This is a genomic window from Delftia sp. WSY_22 (assembly GCF_043104185.1).
Classification (GTDB): Bacteria; Pseudomonadota; Gammaproteobacteria; order Burkholderiales; family Burkholderiaceae_C; genus Comamonas; species Comamonas tsuruhatensis.
Genome location: NZ_JBICKN010000016.1, coordinates 1 through 3,544 on the forward strand (window position 1 = coordinate 1; position 3,544 = coordinate 3,544).

Genomic DNA, 3,544 nt, shown 5'->3' on the forward strand with positions numbered 1-3,544 from the left:
CCGCGACCCTCCGCTTCGCTGCGGGCAACCTGCGTCGTGGCGGTTGCGGCTCAGGGGGTTACCGTGCGTCGGTCCAGAACCTTGTCTATCAGGCCCCATTCGCGGGCTTCTTCTGCGGTCATGAAGCGGTCGCGGTCCAGGTCGCGTTCCACCTCTTCGTAGCTGCGGCCGCAGTGCTGGGCGTACAGGCGTGTCACGCGGTCCTTGGTGCGCAGCATTTCCTCGGCATGGATGCGGATGTCCGAGGCCTGGCCCTGCACGCCGCCCAGCGGCTGGTGCACGTGCAGGCTGGCGTTGGGCAGGGCCATGCGGTGGCCGGGCTCGCCGGCCATGAGCAGGAAGGAGCCCATGGAGCGCGCCGTGCCCATGCACAGCGTGTGCACGGGTGACTTGATGAACTGCATGGTGTCGTACATGGCCAGGCCGCTGGTGATCACCCCGCCGGGCGAGTTGATGTAGAGGTGAATGGGCTTGTCGGGGTTCTCTGCCTCCAGGAACAGCAGCTGCGCGCAGACCAGGGCAGAGACCGCATCGTTCACCTCGCCGTTGAGAAAGATCACGCGGTCGCGCAGCAGGCGCGAGTAGATGTCGAAGGACCGCTCTCCGCGCGCCGACTGTTCGACAACCATGGGGACGAGCATCATCGATTCGCGCATGGGCGAACTCCTGTGTGTGGTGGTGAAAAAGAAAGGGCTGCGGCCCTGCGCCGCACGCCCCGTTGCCGGGGCCCTCAGGTCACGTGTATCAGGTCACGTGTATCAGGTCAGGTGCATCAGGTCGCGTACATCAGGAAGCCGCCGTCGTTGGCCGCTTCCCTCGCGGGCGGCACCCGCGCATCGGTCAGCACATGGACGATGCGCAGCAGCGTGCCGCCATCGGCGCCGGGGCTGATCTGCAGGTCCACCGTGCTTTCAAGAAAGGGCGGTTCCGCCTCGCGCAGCCGCAGGCGCAGTTCCTGCTGCGGCACCTGCCGCAAAGGCTCGGCATGCTCGGTGCCCGGCAGCCACTGCGCGCGCAGCTCGGGAATGCTCAGCGCGCGCCAGACCTTCTCGGGCGGGGCGTCCAGCGCGTACTCCTGCACCAGCTCGCGGGCCGCATCGCCGGTGTCCATATCGCTCATCTTGTTCATTGGTCCATGTCCTTGAGCAAGCCCTTGAGTGCATCCACGCGCTGCGGCCAGTAGGCGCGGTACTTCGCCAGCCAGCCCGCAATCTGCGCCAGCCCTTCGGGATCGACCTCGTAATGCATGAAGCGCCCCTGCCGCTGCTCGCTCACCAGCCCCGCATTGCGCAGCACGGCCAGATGCTGGGACATGGCCGACTGGCTGATATCCATCCCCTCGCGCAGCGCGCTGGCATGCATGCTGCCAGCGGCCAGCTTCTCGAAGATGGAGCGGCGCGTAGGGTCGGCCAGGGCCTTGAAGATGTCGTTCTCGGGCATGGCGACACTTTAGCAACCACTTATTTCAAATGCAAGCGGTCCATGGCAAACGCCACCGACAAGGCCTGCTCAAGGAAGTCTGGCTCGGCAGGTGAATTGGTGGGTTGAAGTGGCTGACGTATAACCGCTGCACGGGGCCGCAAAAGAGTCAGGAAACCCGTCATTTCCAGCCCCGCAGCGCATTGGCAAAGCCGAGGGCAAAGGCTCGCAGCAGCCAGTTCACTTCATTGGAGACTCAATGGCCCATTCATCCACTGGCGGCAGCAGACCTGCAAAGCGCACTTCCCTCAAGCCACCCCGAAACAAGACCGCTCTGCTGAAAAGCCTGCTGTGGATAGCGGCCGCAGTCGGCCTGGCCCCCGATGCCCAGGCCGTCATGAAATGCCTTGCCGACGGAAAAACCTGGTACCAGGATGCCCCTTGCCCGCAAGGCACCACCGCCAAGCCCATGCAACTGGACCCGCCCCCTGCATCCTCCAGGCCTTTGCGGGATGCGATGCCGACCGAGCCCGCCACCAAGCCCGCGTCTGCCCCCGCACCACAGGCTGTATCGCCCTCCTCCATGCTGGAGGAAGAAGCGCGCATGTGTCTTGACTGGTACCAGAAAAATGCCGGCCTGCCCCCGGGCGCAACGTACCTGAGTGCCACCAAGGATCGCCGGGTGGTGACCCTCGTGATTGCCGCCCCCGTTTCCATGACAAACCACACGGGCGCCAGAGTGCAGGGCACGACGCAGACGCCAGCTTCCTGCGAGATCAACGGCGGCAAGCTCGATGACGGATGGACGCGCACCCATGCCCGGCGTGGCAACTGGATTCAGTGAATGCAGCCCCGCCGCAAAACTTTGAAATTCAACCCAATGGACACGCGCATCCTGCTTTTGCATCTGGAGCACCCGCTGCAAGCCTATTCAGGCAGTGCATCGCCCGTTGAAATCGTCCTGGCCGGCCTGGGCTACGAAGCCTCCGACTACTGGCCGGGCTTGGCCATCGAATGGCTGGAGCAAGGTGCACCAGTGAACGCTGAGGTGCTTCAAGCGCTGGCTCGGGTATCTGAGAACAAGCACATTTCCCAACGGATTCGGCATCGCAGCTTCGCCGTTCTGCGCCGACATAAGGCGTAGCTGCATAGGGAACGGTTGCCAACGCCAAGCCTCTAGCGTCGCCAAAAAAAGCCCAATCAGTACGAGCCTGCAGCGACGAGCATGGCTCTGTTCAAAACTCCGTCGCCACAGTGCACGAATTCATGGCTCCGGCGAACTGCAGCCTCCCAACGCACGCAGATTCCCTGCATGTGAAGCGCAGGCAACATGTTCGCGCACTCACCCATCACGACACCGCAGCAGACAAGCCCTCATCCGCAAACCGCTTGGCCGCCTTGAGCAGATAGCTCACGGCATAGAGGATGGGGTCGTCGGCCTCGTCGCCATTCAGGTGGTCCACCACCTCGATGGCATAGCCCAGGTTCACCGCCGTGTCGTGCAACAGGCCCAGCAATTCCTTGTCCTGCGGCTCCAGCGACTGCGCCTGATCGGCCTTCACGTAGTAGATGCGCAGCAGGTCCCGGCACACGCAATTGATGGCCGTGACCTTGTGGCGAGCGTGCAGGTCCAGCACATCCAGCGCGGCGCCCATGTGCAGGACGGCGTCGATGGCGAGGTCGGCGAGCCGAGGCGCGGCAGAAGCAGCCGTTGAATGATCGGGATGATGAGGCATCCTGCGATGCTCGTTGAATCGGCGAGGGGCGTCTCTACGGAATTCGTAGAACGGAAGCCGAGCCAGGATGGTTGTCTTCGGCTTGGATACGACGATGGCGGCCACCCGTGGAAAAGTCTCACCGGATTGCGCAAATCCTCGGAGTGCCGACTGCCTACCTTTACTGCGAGGACGATGATCTTGCTGAAGTGATCCTGGCGTGGAGCACGCTTGCTCGCGGCGGTCGGGCGCAGGAGAAAAAAGCTGTATTGGGGTTGGTGGCTAGGCGGCAGGGGGAACGCCTGGGCAGCCGCTATGACGGGATGTCGGCAGGATGGGGCGGCAAGAGATTGCTGGCTGCGTATCGATATCGCCAAGAGAAGCTGCTCCTCTCAGACGACGGCAACCGG

At 63.5% G+C, this 3,544-nt stretch carries 6 protein-coding genes and 1 pseudogene; 3 read left to right on the plus strand and 4 right to left on the minus strand.

Annotation, left to right across the window (positions count from 1 at the left end; genetic code table 11):
• Positions 1-50: 50 nt before the first annotated feature.
• The 3 genes from ACF8NF_RS08610 to ACF8NF_RS08620 form a co-directional block, all read right to left on the minus strand.
• Positions 51-656: an ATP-dependent Clp protease proteolytic subunit gene (locus ACF8NF_RS08610; protein WP_013803771.1), complete on the minus strand. Its 606-nt coding sequence runs from the start codon at positions 654-656 to the stop codon at positions 51-53.
• 116 nt (positions 657-772) lie between these two features.
• Entirely contained in the window at positions 773-1,129 is a 357-nt protein-coding gene (locus ACF8NF_RS08615) for an SRPBCC domain-containing protein (RefSeq protein ID WP_126313044.1), read from the minus strand.
• Positions 1,126-1,440 (minus strand): helix-turn-helix transcriptional regulator, encoded by a 315-nt coding sequence (locus tag ACF8NF_RS08620; protein WP_016454521.1) that lies wholly within the window; start codon positions 1,438-1,440, stop codon positions 1,126-1,128. Before ACF8NF_RS08620 ends, ACF8NF_RS08615 begins: the two co-directional genes overlap by 4 nt.
• A 376-nt stretch (positions 1,441-1,816) precedes the next feature.
• Here ACF8NF_RS08620 and ACF8NF_RS08625 point away from each other — a divergent pair, with 376 nt between their 5' ends.
• Together ACF8NF_RS08625 and ACF8NF_RS08630 are read left to right on the plus strand one after the other, a co-directional pair.
• Positions 1,817-2,263 carry a hypothetical protein gene (locus tag ACF8NF_RS08625; RefSeq protein ID WP_392450455.1) on the plus strand — a complete coding sequence of 149 codons (447 nt, stop codon included), beginning with the start codon at positions 1,817-1,819 and terminating at the stop codon, positions 2,261-2,263.
• Positions 2,264-2,563 (plus strand): hypothetical protein, encoded by a 300-nt coding sequence (locus tag ACF8NF_RS08630; protein WP_392450456.1) that lies wholly within the window; start codon positions 2,264-2,266, stop codon positions 2,561-2,563.
• Positions 2,564-2,768: 205 nt separating this feature from the next.
• On the opposite strand, the gene ACF8NF_RS08635 is transcribed toward ACF8NF_RS08630, so the two are convergent.
• Positions 2,769-3,155 (minus strand): hypothetical protein, encoded by a 387-nt coding sequence (locus ACF8NF_RS08635; protein ID WP_051170597.1) that lies wholly within the window; start codon positions 3,153-3,155, stop codon positions 2,769-2,771.
• A 107-nt stretch (positions 3,156-3,262) separates the two neighbouring features.
• Between ACF8NF_RS08635 and ACF8NF_RS08640 the strand changes: the two are divergent.
• Positions 3,263-3,544: pseudogene (locus ACF8NF_RS08640) on the plus strand (hypothetical protein); the annotation flags it as partial.